Source organism: Pantoea sp. Ae19-2 (assembly GCF_059801205.1).
Genome location: NZ_JBCHWE010000001.1, coordinates 4,277,383 through 4,301,745, shown reverse-complemented (window position 1 = coordinate 4,301,745; position 24,363 = coordinate 4,277,383). Strand labels below are relative to the sequence as shown.

Here is a 24,363-nt window from a genome sequence, read left to right as displayed (position 1 = left end):
ATGGCGACATTATGCCGTGAATGTCTTGTGTTGAGCCGATGTGGCGAAGAATAATCTATCACCCCGAAGTTAACTATGCGCTGCGCCAGACGCTGGTGTTGTGCCTTCCCGTAGCGCTCGGCTGGCTGTTCGGCGATCTGCAAAAAGGATTGCTGTTCTCATTGGTTCCCGCCTGCTGCAACATTGCCGGTCTGGACACGCCCCACAAACGCTTCTTTAAACGCCTGATCATCGGCGGCAGCCTGTTTGCCCTTGGCAGTTTACTGATGCAGTGGCTGCTGCTTAAAGACGTGCCGCTGCCGCTCATCCTGTTTGCCCTGCCTTTGCTGCTTGGCGTCACCGGAGAGATCAGTCCGCTGCACGCCCGACTGCTGCCCGGCACGTTAATCGCGTCAATTTTTACCCTCAGCCTGATTGGCCGTATGCCCATTTACGTTCCGCCCCTGCTCTATATCGGTGGAACGCTCTGGTATGGCCTGTTCAACTGGTTTTGGTTCTGGCTGTGGAAAGAGCAGCCGATGCGCGAAAGCCTGAGCCTGATCTACCGTGAGCTGGCAAATTACTGTGACGCCAAGTACAGCTTATTGACGCAGCTGACCGATCCGGAAAAAGCCCTGCCGCCCCTGCTGGCGCGTCAGCAAAAAGCGATCGATCTGATCAACACCTGCTATCAGCAAATGCATATGCTGTCTGCGAGTCGCGATCACAGCCACAAACGCCTGACCCGGGCGTTTCAGGTAGCACTGGATCTGCAGGAGCATATCTCCGTCAGCCTGCATCAGCCGGAAGAGGTCCAGAAGCTGGTCGAGCAAAGCCATGCTGAAGCCGTCATCCGCTGGAACGCCAGAACGATTTCAGCCCGGCTGCGCGCGCTGGCCGACGATATTCTGTATCACCAACTCTCTGGTCGTTTCGATATGGACAAGCAGTTGGGTGCGCTGGAGAAAATCGCCCTTCAGCATCCGGACAATCCGGTGGGTAACTTCTGTCTCTATCATTTCAGCCGTATCGCCCGGGTGCTTCGAACCCAAAAGCCGCTTTATCAACGCGACCTGATGGCCGATCGCCAGCGTCGTTTACCGCTGCTGCCCGCGTTGCGGAGCTATCTGTCGCTGCGGTCTTCCGCACTGCGAACGGCCGGGCGTTTTTCCGTCATGCTGATGCTGGGCAGCGCCCTGGCCGTGTTCTTTTCGATTCCTAAGCCCTACTGGATTTTGATGACCATCATGTTTGTCAGCCAGAGCAACTACAGCGCAACCCGCGTACGTATTCAGCACCGGGCCCTGGGAACCTTTGCCGGACTGGCTATCGCGGCGGCGTCGCTACGCCTGGATGTGCCTGAACCGCTGGTGCTGAGCATCATGCTGGTGATTACCTTTATCAGCTACCGTTTTACCCGCCAGTTTTACGGCTGGTCAATAGTGGGATTTACGGTTACGGCCGTTTATACGCTGCAACTGCTCTCCCTTAACGGGGCACAGTTTTTACTGCCCCGCCTGCTGGATACGCTGATGGGCTGCCTGATCGCCTTTGGGGGCATGTTATGGCTGTGGCCGCAGTGGCAAAGTGCCCTGCTGCGCCAGAATGCCCATGATGCGCTGGAGGCCTGTCAGGATGCCCTGCGAATGTTGCTGGGCCCGGAGCAGTCACCCGATGCGCTGGCTTACCAGCGGGTTAAGGTCAACCAGGCGCATAACGCCGTATTCAACTCCCTGAATCAGGCCATGCAGGAGCCGGGATTTAATTCACGCTACCTGCAGGATATGCGCTTATGGGTCACGCACTGCCAGTTTATCGTGGAGCACATTAACGCCATGACCATTCTGGCACGTGAACATACCATGCTGCCGCCCACGCTGGCTGAGCACTACCTGCAATGGTGCGAGATCGCCCTGCAACGGTGTCAGCAAAGGCTGGAATATGATGGGGAAAGTTCGCAGACGGATCTGCTACAGGGCGTGGAAGATATAAATGAGGGGCCGGTCACGGTACTGGAGCAGCACGTCAGGCGCATCCTGGAGCATCTGAAAGTCATGCACACGATCTCTTCTCTGGCCTGGAACCAGCGGCCTCATCATGGCCGCTGGCTGTTGCGCAGTCTGCGCCGCAAATAACTCAGGCAGACAGCACTTTCTCTACCGCACGGGCAAAGCGAGCCATGCCCTCTTCGATATCGGCAGGCTCGATAATCAGCGACGGTGCGAAGCGCATCACATCTGTTCCGGCCACCAGCACCATGACGCCTTCCGCAGCTGACGCATTCAGAATATCGCGCGCCTTGCCCGCATACTGCGGCTTCAGGGCTGCACCAATCAGCAGGCCTTTACCACGGATATCACTGAACAGGTCGTGACGCGCATCAATAGCCTTGAGCGCCTCAACAAACTGCTGGCGGCGGATTTCTACCCCATTCAGTACAGCTGGCGTATTGATAATATCTAACGCGGTTTCTGCGATCGCGCATGCCAGCGGATTGCCGCCATAAGTCGTGCCATGCACGCCAGGCGCCATGGTTGAGGCTACCTCATTGGTGGTCAGCATGGCGCTTACAGGAAAACCGCCGCCCAGCGCCTTCGCCGAGGTCAGAATATCGGGCGTCACGCCGTAGTGCTCATAGGCAAACAACTTACCGCTGCGCCCCATGCCGCTTTGCACCTCATCCAGTACCAGCAGCGCCTGGTGTTTGTCGCACAGTTCACGTAACCCCTGCATAAACGCTGGTGTTGCAGGCATCACACCGCCTTCACCCTGAATCGGCTCCACCACAATGGCGCAAGTGTGATCGTCAATCACCGCCTTAACCGCGTCCAGATCGTTGAACGGCACATGAACGATATCGGCGGGTTTCGGGCCAAAACCGTCGGAGTACTTGGGCTGACCGCCCACCGTTACGGTGAACAGCGTCCGGCCGTGAAAGGCGTTGTGAAAGGCAATGATTTTGCTTTTGAACGGGCTGTGGCGTTTACAGGCATAGTAGCGAGCCAACTTAAACGCGGCCTCATTGGCTTCTGCCCCCGAATTAGCAAAAAAGACCCGCTCCGCAAACGTGGCGTTGATCAGTTTACTGGCCAGACGCAGCGCAGGTTCATTGGTAAACACATTGCTGGTATGCCATAAGGTTTCGCCCTGTTTCTTCAGGGTCTCAACCAGCGCCGGGTGGCAATGGCCCAGAGCGGTCACGGCAATGCCGCCAGAGAAGTCGATATATTCTTTACCCTGTTGATCCCAGACGCGGCTTCCCTTGCCTTTTACCGGTACAAACTGAGCAGGTGCATAAACAGGCAAAATGACCTGATCGAACGTCTCACGCGTTACTGCCATATTTTCCGCTGTCATTGACAACCTCATTAACTGATTCGTTGAGTCACGATGAAATAATAATCATGAAATATGCATAAAAAATCACTTAAAGGCAAACACAACTTTACTGGTGCAGGAAATTAGCCAACAGCTGGTGTCCCTGTTCACTGAGGATGCTCTCTGGATGAAACTGCACGCCTTCCAGTGCGAGCGTTTTATGGCGAATCCCCATAATCTCATCCGGCTGGCCGTTACGCAGGCTCCATGCGGTCACCTCGAACGCATCAGGTAAGGTTTCCGTTTTGACAATAAGTGAATGGTAGCGCGTAACGGTCAACGGCTCATTCAGACCGCGGAAGACGCCACAACCATTGTGCTGCACCGCCGAGGTTTTACCGTGCATTACCTCGCGAGCGCGAACGATCTGCGCCCCAAAAACCTGGGCTATCGCCTGATGGCCCAGGCAAACGCCCAGTACAGGAAGACGGCCAGCGTAATGGCGGATGGCCTGCAACGAAATACCGCTCTGATCGGGCGTGCAGGGGCCAGGGGAAATCACCAAATGAGTCAGCGGCAGCGTGCGCATTTCATCAAGGGTAATAGCATCATTTCTTACTACCCGAACCTGAGCACCCAGTTGGCAAAAATACTGGTAGAGGTTCCAGGTAAACGAGTCGTAGTTATCAATAAGCAGCAACATGATTGTGATTTCAGGCAGACCGGAGGGATGCGCGGAGCGTTCAGCATCCAGAGTGATGACCAGAGCGCTATCCTATCATGCTGTTCAGGATGAGTGTGATGTGGGGATGCAGGATAACCGGTTTCGTGCAGGGCGACGCACCTGGGGCGCCGCCCTGTGGCGTAAGCGGATCAGGGGGCTTTGGCTTCACTGACGATACGGGCAAAGAGCTTTTCCAGCGGCTGCAACGCGCCGGCGGCACTGGCCTGATTTGCCGCAACCCAGTCTTCGGCGCTCAGGTTGTCCCATTCCAGCACGTAGCCGGCATGCAGCGCCAGCTGTTCAAAGAAAATACGCTGCGCCCTGCCGTTACCTTCGCGGAAGGGATGCAGCATATTGACTTCGCAATAGTACCAGGCAATCCGTTTTACAAACTCAGCCTGAGGCAGACAGGCCAAGGCTTTCTCCTCTTCCAGCGCCGCCATCAGTGCATTTCCCTCTTTTTCGATGTACTCGAAATGACAAAAAGGGGTTTCGTCGCGCCAGATGTCCAGCGTACGCAGTTCGCCGGCCCAGCTATAGACGTCCTGAAACAGGGTACGGTGAATATGGCAGAGGTAGGGCAATCCGATCTTGCACGGGCCCAGTTCAAGCGTGGCAAGGCGCGCGGCACTAAAGCTTAACTCGGCTTTACGCAGCTGCGCGGCATCGTGAATATCAAGACGGTTTTTCAGTACGGTATCGTTTTGCCACAGGTAGGGATCCTGAGTGACGGCAGTGTTAGCAGCCATATTGCCTCCTCAGTGAGGCCAGACGCGCTTCTGCATCTTCACCCTTGATTTCCGGTTCCGTCAGGGTAAAGCCTTCGAGCCGACAGCTTGCCCGATAGCTGGCATTTCGCCGCTGTTGCCAGAGCGCTGCTTTTTGTTTATCTGTGAGTTTGTTTGCCATACCGCCTCCTGCTCAGGTTTGCTCTAAGTATAAGAGCAAATTTTCCCTTTGCCGGAGACGAGATGGCATTGGATAAAATTACGGTAAGACTTTCGCTGACAAAATAACCACAGGTTTGGTTGGCACATTCTGATACGGGCCCACGTCTTTTGTCGGCACCTGAGAAATTTTATCCACCACGTCCTGGCCTTTGACAATCTTACCAAATACGGCGTAACCAAAATCACGTTGACCGTGATCCAGGAAAGCGTTGTCAGCAACGTTCAGGAAGAACTGGCTGGTGGCGCTGTCTTTATCGGCGGTACGGGCCATTGAGATGGTGCCACGCAGGTTGCGCAAGCCGTTGTCTGCTTCGTTTTTAATCGGCGCGTTGGTCTGTTTTTGCTGCATTTCACTGGTAAAGCCACCGCCCTGGATCATAAAGCCAGGAATGACGCGGTGAAAAATCGTGTTGTTATAGAAACCGCTGTTGACGTAATCCACGAAGTTTTTAACTGAAACCGGTGCTTTTTGATTATTCAGTTCGAGTTCGATATTGCCAGCAGAGGTGGTAAGCAGAACATGCGTATCACCTTTAGCCGCTAAAGCTGAGGCGGAAACAGAAGAGAGCGCTAACAGGGCAACTGCCGCTGTCAAAGTACGTTTAAACATGAGTAATTCCTTACTTTGGAGAGCCAGCTCAAAAACGATATTGATTGTAAAGAGCATGTAATACAAGAGCCAGCGTTTTACCTATATTTACGCTAAAGGCACCCACCAGAGCCTGAATAAGGTTGCTTGCGCTTCGTGACTAAAATCACAGTATTGATGAAATGAATGACATCAATTTTCACTCTTAGTTTATTAAGATCACGGTTACGTTTACAATTTCTGACGCTTCAGGCTCTCCCGCTTCCTAACAGGTTCAGAACATGACAAATCGTAATCGTATCGGCCTTACCTGGATTAGCTTTCTCTCGTATGCGCTTACCGGCGCACTGGTGATTGTCACCGGCATGGTAATGGGCGATATCGCGAAAGATTTCCAGATTCCTATCGACAGTATGGGCAACACCTTCACCTTCCTGAACAGTGGCATTCTGGCTGCGGTTTTCCTTAATGCCTGGCTGATGGTGATTGTGCCGCTCAAACGGCAGCTGATATTCGGCTTTGTGCTGATGGTGTTAGCCGTCATCGGCTTAATGACCAGCCGCGATCTGTCGGTATTTTCTCTGTGCATGTTCGTGCTTGGCGTGGTCAGCGGCATTACCATGTCGATTGGCACCTTCCTGATAACCCACATGTACGAAGGCCGTCAGCGCGGTTCACGTCTGCTGTTTACGGATTCGTTCTTCAGTATGGCAGGCACCATTTTCCCCATCCTTGCCGGTATCCTGCTGGCGCGTCATCTGCCGTGGTACTGGGTTTACGTCTGTATTGGCGTGATTTATGTTGGCATTTTTATCATGACGCTGTTTGTTGAATTCCCGGTGCTGCGCAAGCCGGAGAACAGCCCGACCGTTGAGAAAGAGAAATGGGGGGCTGGCGTCCTGTTTCTGGCCATTGCGGCGCTATGCTACATCCTGGGCCAGTTAGGCTTTATTTCCTGGGTGCCAGAGTACGCGACCAAAGTCATGGGCATGAACATTGACGACGCCGGTCAGCTGGTGGGCAGTTTCTGGACCGCCTACATGGTCGGTATGTGGGTGTTCAGCTTCCTGCTGCGCTTCTTTGATCTGCAACGTATTTTGATGGTGCTGGCAGGCCTGGCAACGGTGTTGATGTACTGGTTCGTAAGCAGCCATGACGCCAGCATGCTGAGATGGATTATCTTAACGCTGGGCTTTAGCTCAAGCGCGATTTATACCACCATTATCACCCTGGGCTCGCTGCAAACCAAAGTGGCCTCACCCAAGCTGGTTAACTTTATTCTGACCTGCGGCACGGTCGGCACCATGCTGACCTTTGTTGTGACGTCACCGATTGTGAAAAACAGCGGCGTTCACAGCGCGCTGTTAACCGCAAACGGCCTGTACGCGGTGGTGTTTATTATGTGTGTGCTGTTAGGTCTGGTGACCAAACACCGCTCCCACGGTCATAACACCCATTAATCTCTCTGGGCGGCGCCACCATGCCGCCCTCGCCTTTCAGCGTTTAAACGTCACGTCTTCCCACTGTTCTAAACAGATTGCGCTTTTCGCAGGCTGAGTCTCGGCTATCACCTTTCCGCGACGCAGCGAATAGCGCACCGGTACCTGTCTTCTCACCGCGTCAAAGCCGTTTTCCGCTGGCAGGATAATCAAGCTGGCGTCATGCCCGCGTTGAATGCCGTATTCTGCAAGATTCATCGTTTTGGCACTGTGATGGGTGATGAGATCGAGCCCGGCATTAATTTGTTCATAGCCCATTAGCTGACACACATGTAGCCCCATATGCAGCACCTGGAGCATATTGGCCGTGCCCAGCGGATACCAGGGATCAAACACATCATCGTGACCAAAGCAGACGTTAATCTCCGCCTCCAGAAGCTCTTTAACACGGGTAATGCCGCGCCGCTTAGGGTAACTGTCGAAACGGCCCTGAAGATGAATATTGACCAGCGGATTCGCTACAAAGTTAATCCCGGAGAGCTTCAGGAGTCGAAACAGACGCGATGTGTAGGCACCGTTATAGGAGTGCATCGCCGTAGTGTGGCTTGCGGTCACGCGTGCCCCCATGCCATCGCGGTGGGCCAACGCGGCCACGGTTTCAACAAAGCGCGACTGCTCATCGTCAATTTCGTCGCAGTGCACATCCACCAGCCGGTCATAACGGTTAGCCAGCGCGAACGTTTTATGCAACGACTCGACGCCGTATTCCCGGGTGAATTCAAAATGAGGAATCGCCCCGACGACATCTGCGCCGAGCCGCAGCGCCTCTTCAAGAAGCGCTTCACCATTGGGATAAGACAGGATGCCTTCCTGCGGAAACGCCACGATCTGAATATCAATCCAGGGTGCCATCTCCGCTTTAAGTTCCAACATCGCTTTGAGAGCCGTTAAGGTGGGATCGGATACGTCCACATGGGTACGGACATACTGTATGCCGTTCGCTATTTGCCACTTCAGCGTCTGCATTGCCCGCCGTTTGACGTCCTCATGACTCAGCAACGCTTTGCGCTCTGCCCAGCGCTCAATGCCCTCAAACAAGGTCCCGGACTGGTTCCAGGCTGGCTCTCCCGCGGTTTGCGTGGTATCCAGGTGAATATGAGGTTCAATAAAAGGCGCAAGGGCCAGGCCACCTTCCGCATCCAGCGAGGCGCCGTCCGCAGATATCTGCTGAGGCTGTGCCGTCATTCGGACGATTTTCCCTTCAGCAATTTCTATCTGCCACAGTCCGTCACGTGTGGGCAGACGCAGATTGTTTATCCATCGAAGTGGTGCGGTTGTCATTGCGGGCTCCTGATACGTTAAGCGCTGCTGATTAAAGCTAACACGATAGCGTTGCCCTGCTCCAGATGACTTTGTAAGTCAGTGACCTCACTTAAGGTAATGGGCTGAATCGTGCAGCACTCCCTTAAGAGGTATAGCGTACTGCGATTGATGTACATCAATAAGCACCAGACAGGTGATTCGCCGCTGTCGGACTGTCCTGCACGAAACATTACGCTGGTGGTAAAAACAAAACGGCGAGCCTATGCTCGCCGTTTACATGCCCGACTCGCCGATTAGGGCTGAGCGACAAAACCTACAGCGTCATAAACCTTTTTCAGGGTTTCCTGCGCCTGAGCACGGGCTTTCTGCGCACCGTCACGCATCACCTGCTCCAGCAGCGCTTCATCGTTACGGAAGCGATGATAGCGTTCCTGCAGATCAGTCAGCATACCGGACACCGCATCAGCTACTGCGCCTTTCAGATGCCCGTACATTTTGCCTTCAAACTCCTGCTCCAGCGCCGTTACGGGCTTGCCGGTCACGCCTGACAGAATGTCCAGCAGGTTTGATACGCCCGCCTTCTCTTTAATGTCATAGCGAATGACAGGTGGCTCTTCCGAGTCGGTCATCGCGCGCTTGATTTTTTTGACCACGGATTTTGGATCTTCCAGCAGGCCGATAACGTTATTGCGGTTATCGTCCGACTTAGACATCTTTTTCGTCGGTTCCAGCAGGGACATCACGCGTGCGCCAGATTTAGGAATGAACGGCTCGGGCACTTTAAAGATATCGCCATACAACGCGTTAAACCGGCTCGCAATGTCGCGACTCAGTTCAAGGTGCTGTTTCTGGTCTTCACCCACTGGCACCTGCGTCGTCTGATAAAGCAAAATGTCTGCAGCCATTAGCACCGGATAGCTGAACAATCCCGCGTTGATGTTTTCTTCATAGCGCGAGGATTTGTCTTTAAACTGCGTCATACGGTTCAGCTCACCAAAATAGGTGTAGCAGTTCAGGATCCAACTGAGCTGCGTGTGCTCGGGCACATGGGACTGAACGAAGATAGTGCTTTTCTCGGGATCGATACCACAGGCCAGATACAGCGCCAGCGTATCTAAGGTGGCTTTACGCAGTGCTGCCGGGTCCTGGCGAACGGTGATCGCGTGCAGGTCGACGATACAGTAAATGCAGTGGAAATCATCCTGCATCTGCACCCACTGACGCAGCGCACCCATATAGTTGCCAATGGTCAGTTCGCCGGACGGCTGTGCGCCGCTGAAAACGATGGGTTTGCTCATGCTTATGTCCTGATAAATTACCGCCCGATAGCGGGCAAAAGTTCGTCAAAAGAGTCAAGGGTGAGATCGGGTTGGCTGGTCGCAATAGGCTCGCCGTAGTTATAGCCAAAGGTCATACCAATATTGGGAACACCAGCCGACTGCGCAGCCAAAATATCGTTGCGCGAATCCCCGACAAACAGCAACTGCGCGGGCAGCAGGCCAAATTTACCCAGCACCAAAAAAATGGCCGCAGGATGCGGTTTTTTCGCTACGACGTCATCACCGCCAATAATCAGCGAAAACGCGTCATCAATCCCCAAAGACTTCAGCAGCGGGGCGACAAACGGCGTAGGCTTATTGGTCACAATCGCCATCGGTATCCCCTGCGCCTGCAGGGTTGCCAGCGTTTCCTTAACCTGAGGAAACAGCGTGCTGCCGGCTTCCACGGTACTGGCATAGTGCTTGTCAAAGAGCACTCGCGCATCACGCTGCTCATCCTGCTGTGGCTCACGCCCCAGCGCCCAGGTCAGCGCGCGGGCCATCATGATATCCGCACCGTTACCAATCCAGGTGGACACGCGCGCCACGCCAGCAGCCGGTAAACGCAGATCCGCAAGCGTCAGATCGATTGCGTCAGCCAGGCCCGGCGCGCTGTCGACCAGCGTACCATCCAGATCGAACGCCAGTGCGCGTATATCAGTGAAATGAGCCATTGGCTTTCTCCAGCTCGTTTCGCATGTCATCGATTACTTTTTTATAGTCCGGATGGCCAAAGATGGCTGAACCGGCCACAAACATATCCGCGCCTGCTGCGGCGATCTGGCCAATATTATCAATCTTCACGCCGCCGTCCACTTCCAGACGAATGCTGTAGCCGCTCTGATCGATGCGCTTACGCGCTTCACGTAGCTTATCCAGGGTGCCGGGAATAAATGACTGCCCGCCGAAGCCAGGGTTCACCGACATCAGCAGAATGATATCCAGCTTATCCATCACGTAGTCAAGATAGCTGAGCGGCGTGGCGGGATTGAAGACCAGGCCGGCTTTGCAACCGTGCTCTTTGATCAACTGCAGCGTACGGTCAACATGCTCGCTGGCTTCCGGGTGGAAAGTAATGTAGGTGGCACCGGCTTTGGCAAACTCGGGAATTAACGCATCCACGGGCTTCACCATTAAATGCACATCGATTGGGGCCGTAATACCGTAATCGCGCAACGCTTTCAGTACCATCGGTCCCATGGTCAGATTGGGAACATAGTGGTTGTCCATAACGTCGAAGTGAACCACGTCGCCTCCGGCCGCCAGTGCTTTCGCAGTGTCTTCACCCAGGCGAGCAAAGTCTGCCGAAAGGATGGAAGGGGCCAGCAAATATTGTTTCATCCGATTCTCCACTGTTGTGCGCCAGCATCGCTGCTGGCGAAATACCCTGGCCGCGGACGAAACAGACTAGCGATAGAGTGCCAGCAGTTCGTCGACCTTGGTGCGGCCGGTTATGCTTCGGCTAATAGAACGCCGGACTTTAACCACATGTAACACGGCATCCTGATACCAGCAACGCGTCAGCTCAGTATCATGATTAGAAATCAGTACCGGAATCTGGCTCTCAGACGCCAGCTTAGCCGCCAGCTGTGCCAGATGCTGCTGTTCATGCAGACTGAAACTATTGGTGTGGTAAGCCGTAAAGTTAGCCGTCGCGGACAGTGGCGCGTACGGCGGATCACAATATACCACAGAGCCTTTCCGGGCATTGTTCAGGGTAACATCGTATGATTCACAGACAAACGTTGCTTTCTGCGCACGTTCGGCAAACCACAGTAACTCTGCTTCCGGAAAGTATGGTTTGCGGTAGCGACCAAAAGGGACGTTGAACTCGCCGCGTAAATTGTAGCGACACAGGCCGTTGTAACAATGGCGATTAAGATAGAGAAATAGCAGCGCACGCTGATAAGCGTCCTGGCTGAGATTAAATTCAGTGCGGAGCTGGTAATAGCAGGCTTCGTTATTCCCTTCAGGCGTAAAGAGTAAACGCGCATCGCGGATAAAATCTGCCGTACGCGTTTTCACGATGTTATAGAGATTGATGAGATCGTTGTTGATATCGGCCAGATGATAGCGATCAAAATCGGTGTTGAGAAACACTGAGCCAGCGCCAACAAAGGGTTCGATCAGGCAATCACCTTGCGGCAGGTAACGGTGGATCTCTTCGACTAAGGGAAACTTTCCCCCCGCCCATTTCAAAAAAGCGCGATTTTTTTTCATGCTGTCGTGGTAATTACATCTTATTGTGAGGCTGTGGTTAAACCGACAGCAGATCTGCGCTTAAAACGGGACCGGCAACGGCCGGTCCCACATCATTTATTGGCTGGCTTCTTTCCTGACCTGACTGACCGGTTTTACCCATGGGTTCTGTGCGCGGACGGCGGCAGGCAAGGTTGCTACAGCGCGTTTTGCGTCCGCGGGCGTTGCATACGCACCACTCACCAGCACGTACCAGGGTTGGCCATTGCGCGTCGTCTTATACACATGGTACGCGCTCAGATTCTGTTTCCTGGCCCATGCATTCAGGCTTTCTGCTTTGGAGGCACCGCTCAGCTGCAGAGTGTAATTGCCGCCAGGCAGCGATTTACTCGCCGCTGTGCCGCTGCCAGTGGCTTTAGCTGGCGCAGTATGCGCGGCAGTGTGCGCTGGCGTGGTGTGGGTTTTGTGCTCGCTGGCTGCGGGCTTAGTCGCGGTTTTGACCGGTTGCTCACGCATGTGACGTGGGGCGACTGCGGTCTGACCTGAAGGCGCCCGGCCTGTTGTTGCTGGCGCTGAACCGGCTTTGCCGCTAACCGTGGCAGGCGCCGTAGGCAGTGAGCTGCTGTTTTCTGCTCCCTGCACCGCGCCATCAACCTGCTGCTGTTGATTGGTCAGGGCGTTGTTGAGATCGCCGGGTAACGTTACGCGCTGCTGATTTGCTGGGGTTTCAACGGGCGCTGCCTGCGTCGGCGTCGAAGCCACCGGCGGCATAGAAATATCGCGTGGCGCATTTGTCGCTCCGGCAGAAGAATCCGTACCCGGCGCATTCTGCGCTGTCGAAGAGGACGGCTGAGTCCCTGCGGCATTTTGTCCACCGCTCATGGCGGTAGATCCACTCAGATCAATATTTTTTTCGCTGCCCGTTCCCGCGGCTCCGCTGGCAGGCGCGTTCTTATTATCGCTGGCCGAAGAGGACTTACTGTCGTCAGAACCGTTGAGCGCAGAACCGATTCCCAGCACTAACAGCAGTAACACCAGAATCCCGACGCCCATCATGACATGCTGGCGCGATACCGGTGCTTTCGTCGCAGAAGACGATTTACGTGGGCGCGAGGGACGACGGTCGCTGGCGTCAGGTTTTAACTCATCATCCGGTTTGAACTCATCCATTTTGCCTCCTCCGTAAAGCGGCATCCCGCACTGCGCACCTGCGCGCCGCGTCACCACTTACCTGCTTAATATCAAGATTTCTGGCAATCATTAATTGCAGCCATCACCATATCATGAGCCACGCCACCGCGCACTTCAGCGCGACCAATGGACAGCGGCAGTATCAGACGCAATTCACCGGCCAGCACTTTTTTGTCACGCATCATATGCGGCAAATAGTCCTCTGCCTGCATCTCTACTGGCCCGTTCACCGGTAAACCGGCCCGCTGCAGTAAAGCAATGATGCGATCGGTGTCCTGTGCGCTGAACTGGCCCAGACGTTGCGCCGTGCGCGCCGCCATGACCATCCCGGCAGCAATCGCCTCACCATGTAACCAGTTGCCGTAGCCCATATGGGCCTCAATGGCATGACCAAAAGTATGACCCAGATTCAGTAATGCGCGCTGACCGTGCTCGTGCTCATCTGCGGCAACGACCTCCGCCTTCAACTCGCAGCAGCGGCGAATACACCAGGCCAGTGCAGATTCATCCAGTGCCAGAAGCCCATCAAGATTCTGCTCAAGCCACTGAAAGAATTCACCGTCCAGGATAATGCCATACTTGATGACTTCAGCCAGACCGGAAGCCAGTTCACGTGGCGGCAGTGAACGAAGACACACCGTATCGATCACCACCGAGGCGGGCTGATAAAACGCGCCGATCATGTTTTTGCCAAGAGGATGGTTAACGGCCGTTTTGCCGCCAACCGATGAGTCAACCTGCGACAGCAGCGTTGTCGGTACTTGAATAAAGCGCACGCCGCGCTGATAGCTTGCCGCAGCAAACCCCGTAAGATCGCCAATGACACCACCGCCAAGCGCCACCAGCGTAGTATCACGGCCGTGGGGTTTTTGCAGTAGTGCGGTAAAGACCTGATCCATCACGGTCAGCGTTTTATACTGCTCACCGTCGGGCAAAATCACCTGATCCGTTTTCACCCCCGCCGCCTTCAGCAGAGCCGATACCTTATCCAGGTAGAGCGGTGCCAGCGTCTGGTTGGTCACCAGCATGGCATTGTCACCCGCTTTTAACGGCCAAAAAGAAGCCGGATCGTTAAACAGTCCGGCGGCGATAGTGATGGGGTAACTACGTTCCCCCAGTGAAACGGTGATCTTCTCCATGATGCTCGATACCTGTCAAAGAGACTTCAAACGTTGGATCAACTTTTTTCCAACATGTGGATAATCTGATTCGCCACCACTTTTGCACTTTGATCGTCAGTGCGGATAGTGACGTCGGCGATCTCTTCATAAAGCGGGTTACGTTCACCTGCCAGCGCTTCAAGCACTTCACGCGGCGGTGATTCTACCTGCAGTAAGGGGCGTTTTTTATCACGCTGTGTACGTGCCAGTTGTTTCTCAATAGTGGTTTCAAGATACACCACGACGCCGCGAGCGGAGAGACGATTACGTGTTTCCCGGGATTTTACGGAGCCACCGCCGGTCGCCAGGACGATGCCCTGCTTCTCGGTCAGTTCATTGATGATTTTTTCTTCACGATCGCGGAAGCCAGCTTCGCCTTCAACGTCAAAAACCCAGCCCACATCCGCTCCGGTGCGTCGCTCAATTTCCTGATCGGAATCGAAGAACTCCATATTGAGTTGCTGAGCCAACTGACGGCCAATAGTGCTTTTGCCGGCACCCATCGGCCCAACCAGAAAGATATTGCGTTTCTCTGCCATTTTGTCGGTATTACTAAGAATTCGTTAATGATACCCCGCTTTCAGCATTTTGCTGGCGGGACAGGAACTGAGACCTCATGAGCGTTAGCAAGAGTCAGACGAAAAATTATCTCAACACTCAAGGCTGTTTGGCAACCGATTATATTGCTTACAGCACATCCATTTCTGAATTGGCCCGTCGTTCGCGAAACTGTAATGCGTCAGTACAGCGTTGTGACATCACGGCGAGCAGAGGAATTCTTTCATCTGCTTGCCTGGTTTTTCCAACAAAGACGCTTACAACGTGTTAAAAATCGCTAAACCTTGTAAGCTAATTCCAGCCCTGCGTCAACGCAGTTGGACTTTATGGGCACATTTTCCGTTTTATCGTGCCGAAAGCGCTGCTTCCCTGACCAATCGCGGCGTCATGAAAATGACCAGCTCACGTTTTCTCTGCTCTTCTGCATGCTGCCGAAACAGGCTGCCCACAACAGGAAGATTACCGAGCAGCGGAACCTGGCGCTGCCCGCGAGTGCGCTGCTGATGAAAAATTCCCCCCAGCGCCAGCGTTTGCCCGTCACTGACCGTGACCTGAGTTTCAATTTCCTGCTTATCAATGGACAAAACCTGTGAATCGCCGGTCTGAACCGCCCGACCCGGCACGTTCTGACTGATGCGTATTTTGAGCTGAATGCGGCCATTGCCTAAAACGGCAGGCGTGACCTCCATGCCCAGCACCGCCTCTTTGAACTCAATGCTGGTCGCTCCGCTATTGCCGGCAGAGACTTCATAAGGGATTTCAGTGCCTTGCTTAATGGATGCCGTTTGTTGGTGGGAGGTAAACAAGCGCGGGCTGGCGATAATTTCCACCTGATTTTCCTGCTCCAGAGCGCTGAGTTCTAAATCCAGAAGTTTGCCGCCAATCCGCGACAGCGTGACGCCCACAGACACGTCGTGGGAATTCAGCCCCAATGGAATATCAAGTAAAGGATGACGTAATGCACGATTTATGACGTCGCCTTCGTTATACAGCCGCCAGTTGACGCCCAGTTCATGCAAGTGCTCTTCGCTGATGGTGACGATATGCGCCGCCAGTTCCACCTGCTCCAGCGGGACATCCAGTGCACGTATCCAGCGCGCAGTCTCCTCAAGCGCCGACGGGCTGTCGCGCAGCAGTAGGCTGTTGGTCCGGCTGTCAACCGTTGCACTGCCGCGCGCGGTCATCAGCGATGGCCGTTCACTCTGCAGGCTGCGATGGACGTCGCTGGCACTGGCATAGTGCAGGGGGATCCTGCGTTGTTGGAGCGGCTGTTGCTGTAAAGCTTCGGCCTGTTGTGCCTTTTCGGCCTCATGCCGTTGCTGCTGCCAGCTCTCAGGATAAACCAGCAGAACGTTCTCCTCTTCCAGTAAGGTCAGGCGAGCCATACGGCCGACCAGCGACAGCGCCTGTTGCCAGGGTACATTCTCCAGCCGCAATGACAGTCTTCCCTCAACCTCAGGCGAAATCATCAGGTTAATGTGCTGATAATCAGCCAGCGCCTGCAAAACACGTTCAACAGGTGCATCATCAAATGCCAGGCTTAAGCCGTCATCGTGGCTGGCGTGAGCGGGCATCAGGCATAGCACCAGCCACGTCAGAATCGCTGTCCTTATCATGCAGGCTTCCTTTGAGACGAAAGGTGAAACGTTGAGATGAACAACTGCCCGGTACTGACAGCTCAAGGGTACGCGACGTGAACTGCACGGTTTGCCACGGCCCCATCGGGAAAGGGCGATCGCTGAGAACTTTCACGCCATGACCCTGCGGCGTCACCAGCCAGCCCTGAAACCTCGGCGCACGACCCACAATGCCCTGTAAGCGCCATTCGCTGAGCGGCTCAACGTCTGCCAGACAAGCCGTACCGGGAAGAGGACGAAAAGGATCGCGCGCATGAACGGCGCCGCAGCAGAGCAATACCAGGATGACGCTAACGGGCTTCATCGGATTGCAGCCAGAGTTGCGCGACCAGATGCGCCGGATGTGCGGTGAGTTGAAAACGCCCCGGAAATGCCGTCGCTGATTGCGACAACGCTGAAAACAGCGGTTGAAACTGCACCCATTGCAGGTGGAACGTCAGCACCCGCGGCTCTTCATCAGTAAGCCACTGCATTAACTGCGTCCCCCGCTCCGCGATGATGGCCTCCAGCATGCGTGGCGCTGCAGGTTGTCTTGCCGTTTCCAGCACCAACTGAGCCTGTAATGTCGCAATGTCAGGATGCTGAGCCAGCTGAAACTGCCGCTGTTGCACCCGCTGCTGCTGCTGCGCCAACTGAAACCGGGCTTCGTGCGTTACCCGCCGCTGCGGCTGCAACAGCATCCACCAGGCAACAAAGAACAGCCCAAAGGCTGCCGCCAGCAGGCTGAGATAGCGAAGCGGCCAGGTTAACTGTAACCAGTGCTGCATAGCGTTACTCACTGACTTCCTCCTTGAGTGTAATGCGCAGCGTGAAGTGGTAATCCCCTTCTGGCTGGCGCTGCACATTGCCCTGCCGAATATGTGCAAAAAAAGCCACGCCCGTTAAGCGCTGACGAAAATGGCGGATAGCCTGCATTTGCAGTGCCCTGCCCTCCAGCAGCAACTGCGCATCGTGCTTTTCCAGCCGCGTTAACCACAGCCCATCGGGCAGCATGACCGGCAGGTCCTGCCAAAGCTGCTGCCAGACGCTGAATTGCCTGGACTGCTGACGAAGCCAGATACGCTGTTGCTGCAACCCGTCCAGCTGTTGCAGCAGATGTTTTTGCTGCTCTGCTCGCGCAACAAGGCGCTCAAGAACAGGACTGAGTTGAGCATGCTGCCGCCGGACATGAATGAGAGCCTGATGTTCCTGCCAGTACAACAGGAGCACCGCCAGCGTTAAGAGCAGTAATGTCAGGCCCAGCGCGATAATGCTCTGGCACCGTTGACGCTGCCAGCGCCACGCCCGCCAGGGTAAAAGATTAACCGCCACCATCAGCGATCCTCCTTTCGCAGCGCCAGCCCGGTTGCCAGCGCGAACGCACCGGGATTGTCAGGTAAAGGCGGCTGATAGCGAAGTGGCTGGAAGGGTGAAAAAGGACGCGTACCCTCAGGAGACGAGAGGTTGTCGGCATCGCAATAAAACAGGTGGCTTGCCTGCGGAAAGGCCTGCTCACGCAGAGCCGATAACCCGTCCACTTCAGCCAAAGATGCTGCACTGATGCCGTCACTCCACAGGTAACGTGCATCCTGTCGTAAAACCACTACACTTCCCGCTGCTAATTGCGCCTGCTCAGTCACCATTTTTAGCGCATGCGTAGCCAGTTCAAACACGCGGGGCTTGAGTCCTGCCTGCGTCAGCGGGGCCAGCCACTGTTGCACCACATCAAGCCGGGCTGCCGTAATACACAGCTGGTTATGGGTGGGATCGAGACGGTAATCCAGCGCCAGTTCGCGCACGTCAACGGGAAAAAGGCGTTGGGCCGCCGCCTGGATGAAACGGCTTAATGCGGGTTCTTTTAACGGCAGTTCGGGAAGGGAAAGCGGCTGCTGCAATACCAGCTGGGCAGGCAGGCCCACACGCAGTGAGTAGCGCAGAGGCAAGCGCTTGCGCCAGCGGGTTAACACGGTCAGCAATTCAGGGGAAGATTGCAGCACGCCGTTTCTTAACGTATCTTGCGCCAGCCGCTGCTGCCACCAGTGGCATAACTGCCAGCCCTGGCGGCGACGCAGGATGGCAATGGCGCAGCACTGCCTGTTCTGGATATCCAGCCCAATTTGCCAGGTGTGCAAAGTCATGCGCGCGATCTCCTTATCGTCCAGAAAAATGGACATATCAAAGCGTCTGGCTTGCCTTTATACTACTGCGCGGTTGCTTATAAACTGCCCAAACGACAACAGATGGGAAATCTCAGGTGAAGTTCGTAAAGTATTTATTGATCCTTGCAGTGTGTTGCATCTTGCTGGGAGCTGGCTCGATTTATGGTTTGTACAAATACATTGAGCCACAGCTGCCCGACGTTAACACGCTGAAAGATGTGCGTTTGCAAACCCCTATGCAGGTTTACAGCGCTGAGGGCGATCTTATCGCTCAGTACGGTGAAATGCGCCGTATACCGCTTAGCCTGCAACAGGTTCCGCCTGAAATGGTCAAAGCGTTCATTGCCACGGAAGACAGCCGCTTCTATGAGCATCACGGTGTGGATCCCATCGGGATTTTTCGTGCTGCCAGCGTTGCGCTGGTGTCAGGTCATGCCTCTCAGGGTGCCAGTACGATTACCCAGCAGCTGGCGCGTAACTTTTTCCTGAGTCCGGAACGCTCCCTGATGCGTAAGATAAAGGAAGCCTTCCTGGCGATTCGCATCGAGCAGTTGCTGAATAAAGACGAAATTCTTGAGCTGTATCTGAATAAAATCTATCTCGGCTATCGGGCTTACGGCGTGGGCGCAGCCTCACAGGTTTATTTTGGTAAGCCTGTCAATGAGCTGTCATTAAGTGAAATGGCGACCATCGCAGGCCTGCCTAAAGCGCCTTCGACGTTTAACCCGCTTTATTCGCACAGCCGTGCGGTAGCACGCCGCAACGTCGTCCTTGCCCGCATGCTGGATCAGCACTACATCACCCAGCAACAGTACGATGAAGCACGTAATACGCCTTTAGTGTCCACTTATCATGGGCCTAAAATCGTCTTCGCTGCGCCTTATCTGAGTGAGATGGTGCGTCAGGAGATGGTAAAACGTTATGGCAACAACGCCTATACCGATGGCTACAAGGTTTATACCACCGTCACACGTCGTCTGCAGCAGTCCGCGCAGGAGGCCGTTCGGAATAACGTGATGGCCTACGATATGCGCCACGGCTACCGCGGCCCTACCAGCGTGCTGTGGAAAGTTGGCGAGCCCGCGTGGGGACAGGCGCAAATTGTTAAGGCGTTAAAAGACCTGCCGTTATACGGCCCGCTTCACCCGGCCGTGGTCACACATGTCCAGAGCGATGAAGCCACCGTTATGATGAAAGATGGCAGCAACGTCTCGCTGACCATGGCAGGCGTGCGCTGGGCGCGTGCCTTTAAGTCGGACACGGCGCAGGGGCCAACCCCTAAGAGCATTACTCAGGTTCTGCAGCCGGGCCAGCAGGTTTGGGTGCGCCAGGTCGGTGAGACATGGTGGCTGGGCCAGGTGCCGGATGTTAACTCGGCACTGGTTTCGCTGGATCCTGCCAACGGTGCCGTGCGTGCACTGGTGGGCGGTTTTGACTTTAACCAAAGCATGTTTAACCGCGCCACCCAGGCCCTGCGCCAGGTCGGTTCGAACATCAAACCGTTCCTCTACACGGCCGCGATGGATCGGGGATTAACCCTGGCATCCATTCTTAATGACGTTCCTATTTCCCGCTGGGATGCGGGTGCCGGGGCTGACTGGCGTCCGAAGAACTCCCCGCCGACCTACGATGGTCCGATTCGTCTGCGTCAGGGCCTTGGCCAGTCGAAAAACGTGGTGATGGTGCGTGCGATGCGTGCGATGGGCGTGGACTATGCTGCAGAGTACCTACAGCGCTTTGGCTTCCCGGCTCAGAATATTGTGCATACCGAATCGCTGGCCCTTGGTGCAGCCTCGTTTACGCCTCTGCAGGTCGTGCGCGGCTACTCGGTTATGGCGAATGGCGGTTTCCTGATTGATCCTTACTTCATCAGCAAGATTGAAAATGAGCAGGGACAAACCGTTTTCGAAGAAAAACCGAGAATTGCCTGTCCACAGTGCAACCTGCCCGTGATTTACGGTGAAACCAAAAAAGCGTTGGCGCTGAACGCCGAAAGCGTTGAGAACGTTGCGCCTTCCGCTCAGCAGCAAAACCAGACGGTGCCGCAGCCTGAGCTGGAGCAGGTACCTGCACAGCCACAGTCAGGTGGCGAACAGCTGTATGCGCCACATGTGATTAATACACCGCTGTCATTCCTGATTAAGAGCGCGCTGAACAGTAACATTTTTGGCGAACCGGGCTGGATGGGAACAGGCTGGCGTGCCGGCCGCGACCTGAAACGTAATGACATTGGTGGTAAAACGGGGACAACCAACAGTTCCAAAGATGCCTGGTTCTCGGGGTACGGGCCTGGCGTGGTGACCTCGGTGTGGATTGGTTTTGACGATGCGCGCCGCGATCTGGGCCGCAGTACGCTTTCCGGCGCCATTCCCGATCAGATCTCGGGTTACGAGGGCGGCGCGAAGAGTGCACAGCCTGCCTGGGATGACTTCATGAAGGTTGCCCTGGAGGGCGTTCCTGTGCAGCCGCTGACGCCACCAGAGGGGATTGTGACGGTTACTATCGATCGCAGCACCGGCAAACTGGCCAACGGCGGGGGCAATACGCGCCAGGAATACTTTATCAATGGTACTCAGCCAACCGAGTATTCGGTACATGATGCAGGGACAACCATCATGGATAATGGCGAGAGCCACGAACTGTTTTAATCTTCAGGGGCGGCGCAAGTCGCCCCTGCTCACCGAAAACCGCTTTTACGGCCCATCAATAACTGATACGTCCCTGCTTCACCAGCCACTCACGCACCATAAACAATGCGCTGACGTTACGTGCCTCGCGAAAATCAGGCTCCTGCAGCAAAGCCAGCAGATTGCTCAACGGCCAGTGATGGACGACCAGCGGTTCAGGCTCATCGCCTTCCAGCTTCTCCTGATAAAGCCCTTCAGCCACCACAATATTCATCTTGCTGGAAAAGTAGGACGGCGCCAGGGTCAGTTTGCCCAGGGTGGTCAGTTGACCCGCACCAAATCCCGCTTCTTCTTTAAGTTCCCGATCGGCAGCCTGATTTACGGTTTCACCCGGATCAATTAAGCCTTTTGGAAAGCCCAGTTCGTAGCTCTCCAGGCCCACCGCGTACTCTTCAATCAGCACCAGGTGATCGTCAATAATCGGCACGATCATCACCGCTTCACGTTCCGAGGGCTTCATGCGCTCGTAGATACGCCGTGCGCCATTACTAAAGGCCAGATCTACCGCTTCAACAGTAAACAATCGTGACTTCGCCACGGTTTCTACATTGAGGATGTCCGGTTTTTTTAACGACTTTCTCATATCAGCCTCAAACTTGCTGCGCCAGCACTCAGGAACGAATTAGCATACCTAACCCTCCGCCATTGTGCGACTCTCAAGGCGCACGCGAAGCGTATGTTGTTTTTCTACGATAACATTGGTTTCTCAGGTACAAAAAATTTGTGTTAGTCAATATCTCACGTCAAAATTCAGACAATGCCGATACAATAACCTGTGCACTGTGGTTACTATTCTGGCAATGTGTGATGTAATAACGCCTAATTAAATGATTTACATTACTATTTCGTTTATTGTTAAACTTGTCAGCGTTGTTTAACCTCCCATAAGTCGTCTTAACTATCCGGCGCATCTGGGGATAATAAGTTTAAAGTGAAGGCAGTATTTTGGCTGAATTGAGCAAAGCATGAGCACAATAATTATTATATTGGCCGTAGTGCTAACCTGTTCAATTCTGGCAGGTATTGGATTTTGGTACGCTATGCGGCGCAGGCCGCCGTTGGCGAAACCGCTGCCATTCATTAGTCCGCCCTGCCGTAAACTTTCTGAGCGGGAGCGCAAGGCGGTTGAACAATACCTTGCCGCACTGGAAAAACAGCCCCGTATCCTCAGCCCGGGTGAAACCCGTCGTCGTCATGAAAAACTGGTGCTCACGGCACAAAGCAATAACGTTTACCCTGTTACGCGGGCGATAACCCGTTATGGCCTTTCCACGGACGATCCGCATAAGTGGCGCTACTACCTCGATGAAGTCGAAGTGCATTTGCCGCCGCTGTGGGAACAGTATATTACGGACGAAAACTACGTTGAGTTAATCCGCACCCAGTCGATCCCCTTGATCATCTCTTTGAACGGGCATTCTTTGGTGGATTACGCTATCGATCAGCAGTCGCTACCCAATCTGATACGTCCGTCCTCCACCAACGCCTCGATCCGTAAAGCCGAAAGTGAAAACGTCGAGCTGGTACGAGTACGCAAAGAAACGCTGGAAGAATACCGACTGTCTCGTCCCGATGGCACGCGCGAAGCCGTAATTATCTCATTTGCCCTGCTGCTGTTTTTTATTGGTTTGCTGCTGCCCGCGAGCCTGATGATCTGGCTGTCCGTCCTTGCTGGCATGATGATTGTCGCCAGCCTGTGGCTGATGTATCGCGTACCGGGTGAAAATGGCCTGCGCGAAATTCACTGCCTGCGCGGGGCCCCTAAGCGCTGGGGCCTGTTTGGGGAGTCAAATCAGGAGCAGAGCAACATTACGCTGGGGATCATCGATCTGGCTTATCCTGCACACTGGCAGCCTTACGTCGCGCACGATCTTGGTCAGGTAACGGATGTCGATATTTATCTGAACCGTCAGGTAGTACGCCAGGGGCGCTTCCTTTCCCTTCAGGACGAGGTAAGGAATTTTCCGCTACAGCGCTGGCGGAAAAATGTTGTTCTTGCCGTTGGCTCGCTGATTGTTCTGGCTTTGTTGATCACCTGGATCCCCCTCAGTATGCCCATCAAACTCAGTCTGGCATGGGCTAAAGGGACGGAGAGCCTGGATGTGAATAGCGTAAACCAGCTGAGTCGTGAAGATCTTAAAGTAGGCGACAGCCTTAAGGTCACCGGAACCGGTATGTGTGCGGTACCGGACAACTACCAAAGCAACCGCACCTATACTTATATGCCGTTCGATTGCTCGCAAATTTACTGGAATAACGCCACACCGCTGCCGCTGCCCCACTCAGATATTATTGAGAAAGCCTCGGCGTTGCTGGACACCACCACCAGGCAGCTCCATCCTGAAACGAACACCGATCCCAAACTGAACCCACAGTTAGCGTCGGCGATTCAGAAATCAGGCATGATTCTGCTGGATGACTTTTCGGACCTCGTGTTAAAAACGCAGGCGCTTTGCAATCAGGCACAGGACTGTATGCGACTCAAAAATGCGCTGGTCAATCTGGGGAATGCCAAAGACTGGGACACCTTAGTCAGCCGTGCCGATTCTGGCCAGCTAAACGGGATGAATGTCCTGTTGCGTCCGGTCAGTGCGGAGGCGCTGGAAAACCTGGTGCACACGGCAACCTCTACCTTCTTCTTCCGCGAAACGCGCCGCGCCGCAGAAAACCTGAACAGCCCACCGCCAGGCGGGTTTGTTATCGCCAGTGATGAAGGGCATCAGCTCGTCAATCAGCCTCAGCCTGCCGTTCCTCTGTTTGATCTGGATGCGGGTTCGCAGTGGCAAGAGTTGCAGCGTCTGTCCTCCTTGTTGCTGCACACACCGTTTAGCGCTACAGGCATCATTACCGGCATTTATACCGATGCCAACGGCACGCGTCATATCGCCCTGCACAATGAGCCTGACGCCATGGCAAAATGGCGCTATCTGGGCGCCGCACTGTTGCTTATCGTGTTGCTGACCTGCGCCATTACCAACGGTCTGCTGGCACTGCGGCGCATCCATCTTAACCGCCAGCGAATGCTTGCTATCCAGCAGTATTACGATAAGTGCTTTAATCCCTCGCTTAACACTATACAGGGCGTGCGCTCCATATTCTGAGCCACCTGCAACTGTGCTACCCTGTTGCGCTGACAAGCAACGGGTGAATTG

General features: G+C 54.5%; 23 protein-coding genes. 4 read left to right on the top strand and 19 right to left on the bottom strand.

Annotation, left to right across the window (positions count from 1 at the left end):
- Positions 1-38 precede the first annotated feature (38 nt).
- The gene (locus AAIE03_RS19735) at positions 39-2,114 is read left to right on the top strand and encodes a YccS/YhfK family putative transporter (protein ID WP_042676635.1); all 2,076 of its coding nucleotides are present in this window, start codon (positions 39-41) and stop codon (positions 2,112-2,114) included.
- A 1-nt stretch (position 2,115) separates the two neighbouring features.
- Here AAIE03_RS19735 and argD read toward each other — a convergent pair whose 3' ends face one another.
- From argD to ppiA, 5 genes are all read right to left on the bottom strand, one after another.
- Positions 2,116-3,336, bottom strand: a complete 1,221-nt coding sequence (gene argD, locus AAIE03_RS19730; RefSeq protein ID WP_028715871.1) for a bifunctional acetylornithine/succinyldiaminopimelate transaminase — start codon at positions 3,334-3,336, stop codon at positions 2,116-2,118.
- Between the two features lie 88 nt (positions 3,337-3,424).
- The gene (locus tag AAIE03_RS19725) at positions 3,425-4,000 is read right to left on the bottom strand and encodes an aminodeoxychorismate synthase component II (protein ID WP_145032854.1); all 576 of its coding nucleotides are present in this window, start codon (positions 3,998-4,000) and stop codon (positions 3,425-3,427) included.
- Positions 4,001-4,170: 170 nt separating this feature from the next.
- Positions 4,171-4,770, bottom strand: coding sequence for a putative adenosine monophosphate-protein transferase Fic (locus AAIE03_RS19720; protein WP_014604861.1), 600 nt, complete (start codon positions 4,768-4,770; stop codon positions 4,171-4,173).
- Positions 4,760-4,930, bottom strand: a complete 171-nt coding sequence (gene ficA / locus AAIE03_RS19715) for a FicA/YhfG family antitoxin (RefSeq protein WP_013027497.1) — start codon at positions 4,928-4,930, stop codon at positions 4,760-4,762. Before ficA ends, AAIE03_RS19720 begins: the two co-directional genes overlap by 11 nt.
- A gap of 78 nt (positions 4,931-5,008) precedes the next feature.
- Positions 5,009-5,581 (bottom strand): peptidylprolyl isomerase A, encoded by a 573-nt coding sequence (gene ppiA / locus AAIE03_RS19710; protein ID WP_014604860.1) that lies wholly within the window; start codon positions 5,579-5,581, stop codon positions 5,009-5,011.
- Between the two features lie 260 nt (positions 5,582-5,841).
- On the opposite strand from ppiA, the gene tsgA reads away from it, so the two are divergent.
- Positions 5,842-7,020 (top strand): MFS transporter TsgA, encoded by a 1,179-nt coding sequence (gene tsgA / locus AAIE03_RS19705; protein WP_013027499.1) that lies wholly within the window; start codon positions 5,842-5,844, stop codon positions 7,018-7,020.
- Positions 7,021-7,056: 36 nt separating this feature from the next.
- On the opposite strand, the gene AAIE03_RS19700 is transcribed toward tsgA, so the two are convergent.
- The 13 genes from AAIE03_RS19700 to pilM all read right to left on the bottom strand — a co-directional run bounded on the left by AAIE03_RS19700 (position 7,057) and on the right by pilM (position 18,503).
- On the bottom strand, positions 7,057-8,340 hold the full coding sequence (locus AAIE03_RS19700) for a cytosine deaminase (RefSeq protein WP_014594776.1): 1,284 nt from the start codon (positions 8,338-8,340) through the stop codon (positions 7,057-7,059).
- 275 nt (positions 8,341-8,615) lie between these two features.
- A complete protein-coding gene (gene trpS, locus AAIE03_RS19695; protein ID WP_013027501.1) occupies positions 8,616-9,620 on the bottom strand; it encodes a tryptophan--tRNA ligase in 1,005 nt (334 codons plus the stop codon).
- 17 nt (positions 9,621-9,637) lie between these two features.
- Positions 9,638-10,315: a phosphoglycolate phosphatase gene (locus AAIE03_RS19690; RefSeq protein ID WP_019106456.1), complete on the bottom strand. Its 678-nt coding sequence runs from the start codon at positions 10,313-10,315 to the stop codon at positions 9,638-9,640.
- Positions 10,299-10,982 (bottom strand): ribulose-phosphate 3-epimerase, encoded by a 684-nt coding sequence (rpe, locus tag AAIE03_RS19685; protein ID WP_014594778.1) that lies wholly within the window; start codon positions 10,980-10,982, stop codon positions 10,299-10,301. Before rpe ends, AAIE03_RS19690 begins: the two co-directional genes overlap by 17 nt.
- A 66-nt stretch (positions 10,983-11,048) precedes the next feature.
- The gene (gene dam / locus AAIE03_RS19680) at positions 11,049-11,861 is read right to left on the bottom strand and encodes an adenine-specific DNA-methyltransferase (RefSeq protein ID WP_013027504.1); all 813 of its coding nucleotides are present in this window, start codon (positions 11,859-11,861) and stop codon (positions 11,049-11,051) included.
- Between the two features lie 96 nt (positions 11,862-11,957).
- A complete protein-coding gene (locus AAIE03_RS19675) occupies positions 11,958-13,010 on the bottom strand; it encodes an SPOR domain-containing protein (protein ID WP_200286763.1) in 1,053 nt (350 codons plus the stop codon).
- Positions 13,011-13,081: 71 nt separating this feature from the next.
- On the bottom strand, positions 13,082-14,170 hold the full coding sequence (gene aroB / locus AAIE03_RS19670) for a 3-dehydroquinate synthase (protein WP_014594780.1): 1,089 nt from the start codon (positions 14,168-14,170) through the stop codon (positions 13,082-13,084).
- A gap of 38 nt (positions 14,171-14,208) precedes the next feature.
- Positions 14,209-14,730: a shikimate kinase AroK gene (aroK, locus tag AAIE03_RS19665; protein WP_013027507.1), complete on the bottom strand. Its 522-nt coding sequence runs from the start codon at positions 14,728-14,730 to the stop codon at positions 14,209-14,211.
- A 363-nt stretch (positions 14,731-15,093) separates the two neighbouring features.
- Positions 15,094-16,365, bottom strand: a complete 1,272-nt coding sequence (hofQ, locus tag AAIE03_RS19660; RefSeq protein WP_072006666.1) for a DNA uptake porin HofQ — start codon at positions 16,363-16,365, stop codon at positions 15,094-15,096.
- Entirely contained in the window at positions 16,298-16,690 is a 393-nt protein-coding gene (locus tag AAIE03_RS19655; protein ID WP_014604856.1) for a HofP DNA utilization family protein, read from the bottom strand. The genes hofQ and AAIE03_RS19655 overlap by 68 nt, the downstream gene beginning before the upstream one ends.
- A complete protein-coding gene (locus tag AAIE03_RS19650) occupies positions 16,677-17,165 on the bottom strand; it encodes a HofO family protein (protein ID WP_210476314.1) in 489 nt (162 codons plus the stop codon). Before AAIE03_RS19650 ends, AAIE03_RS19655 begins: the two co-directional genes overlap by 14 nt.
- A complete protein-coding gene (locus tag AAIE03_RS19645) occupies positions 17,158-17,700 on the bottom strand; it encodes a PilN domain-containing protein (RefSeq protein ID WP_014594783.1) in 543 nt (180 codons plus the stop codon). The genes AAIE03_RS19650 and AAIE03_RS19645 overlap by 8 nt, the downstream gene beginning before the upstream one ends.
- A complete protein-coding gene (pilM, locus tag AAIE03_RS19640) occupies positions 17,700-18,503 on the bottom strand; it encodes a type IV pilus biogenesis protein PilM (protein ID WP_145032864.1) in 804 nt (267 codons plus the stop codon). The genes AAIE03_RS19645 and pilM overlap by 1 nt, the downstream gene beginning before the upstream one ends.
- A 116-nt stretch (positions 18,504-18,619) precedes the next feature.
- Here pilM and mrcA point away from each other — a divergent pair, with 116 nt between their 5' ends.
- Entirely contained in the window at positions 18,620-21,172 is a 2,553-nt protein-coding gene (gene mrcA, locus AAIE03_RS19635) for a peptidoglycan glycosyltransferase/peptidoglycan DD-transpeptidase MrcA (protein WP_014604852.1), read from the top strand.
- Positions 21,173-21,227: 55 nt separating this feature from the next.
- On the opposite strand, the gene nudE is transcribed toward mrcA, so the two are convergent.
- Positions 21,228-21,794: an ADP compounds hydrolase NudE gene (gene nudE / locus AAIE03_RS19630; protein WP_013027514.1), complete on the bottom strand. Its 567-nt coding sequence runs from the start codon at positions 21,792-21,794 to the stop codon at positions 21,228-21,230.
- Between the two features lie 382 nt (positions 21,795-22,176).
- Between nudE and AAIE03_RS19625 the strand changes: the two genes are divergently transcribed.
- Positions 22,177-24,312 carry an intracellular growth attenuator family protein gene (locus tag AAIE03_RS19625; protein WP_013027515.1) on the top strand — a complete coding sequence of 712 codons (2,136 nt, stop codon included), beginning with the start codon at positions 22,177-22,179 and terminating at the stop codon, positions 24,310-24,312.
- Positions 24,313-24,363: the final 51 nt, after the last annotated feature.